2 protein-coding genes are annotated in these 937 nt (G+C 56.0%); both read left to right on the top strand.

Annotation, left to right across the window (positions count from 1 at the left end; genetic code table 11):
* Nucleotides 1-507 precede the first annotated feature (507 nt).
* Complete coding sequence (locus tag ABS769_RS22475; protein ID WP_350498297.1) at nucleotides 508-681, top strand: hypothetical protein; 174 nt, start codon at nucleotides 508-510, stop codon at nucleotides 679-681.
* The coding region (locus ABS769_RS22470; RefSeq protein ID WP_317063469.1) for a hypothetical protein at nucleotides 678-937 on the top strand (260 nt) is incomplete at its 3' end. The genes ABS769_RS22475 and ABS769_RS22470, both read left to right, overlap by 4 nt.

Genomic DNA, 937 nt, shown 5'->3' with positions numbered 1-937 from the left:
GGCGCGCCGCCGTTGACGCTCGGGCCGGATTCAACAGATCGCCAGTCCCTGCGGATCCCTGCACGAAACGTCCCTTGCCGCGCCTCCGGTGGCGACACATCGAGCGCAGCCCAGTAGCCAGAATCTTGAGATGACCACCGGGAAGAGGTAACCAGGTAATTAGGATGGCGAGATGCTCTGTAAGTTATTGATATAAAAGATAAATATGCAATTACTTCTAGGGGTAATTCTAGGTAATCCTCCGAGCCGTAAAAAGTAATGTCATTGATTTGAAAGGGTTTTTTTGAGGGGCTGGATTACCTTCCCAAAAGGTAATGCAGTTACCCGAACATTACCCTTTAATTACCTTTGAGAAATTCTTTTATATCATTGAATTTGTTAGATAAATTTGCATTTTCTTTCGCGGGTTACCTAAATTACCTTGCCCCGGTGGTCATCTGAAAAATTGAGATTGGGGCGCGTTAGAGTGGATTGCTACACCCACTCGCTAACACCGGATCCCCCGCCATGTCACTGGCCCCCGATGCCCTGCAGACCCACCTCGATCCCGTCGACGCAGCCGGCGGGAAGCACAGCTGGCGGATAGGCCAAGCCGTGGTCAGGCTCGAGCGCGGCCGCCAGTTGGCCAACGAGCGAGATAGCCAGGAACACGCCTTCTATTCAAGGGTGGCTGCCGCATGAGTGCGGTCGATGCTGGCGACGAGCCTGTGCTGCCGCCTGGCTTCCGCTGGGACAGGCCTTGGCAAGGCGCGAAGGGGCCACCAACGGCGCTTTTCTTCCAGGGTGAAGAGGTGGCCAGGATGGTGCAGAAACTCACCGGCGAGTGGTACGTGCTGCTGGAGCGCCAAAGGCCGGTGCCACCCGGCGAACCCTTCGCGCGTTTTGTCCAGCGCGATTGCAGTAGCTTCGACCAGGGGCGACGTGGCACCGTCATGTG

It is taken from the genome of Xanthomonas hortorum (assembly GCF_040279205.1).
Classification (GTDB): Bacteria; Pseudomonadota; Gammaproteobacteria; order Xanthomonadales; family Xanthomonadaceae; genus Xanthomonas; species Xanthomonas hortorum_F.
Note: the sequence above shows the minus strand (reverse complement) of the source record. Positions and strands in the feature narration are given on the sequence as shown.

Excerpts from the sequence above, each read along its gene's own strand:
- ABS769_RS22475 (WP_350498297.1), top strand. The coding sequence starts at position 508 with ATGTCACTGGCCCCCGATGCCCTGCAGACCCACCTCGATCCCGTCGAC.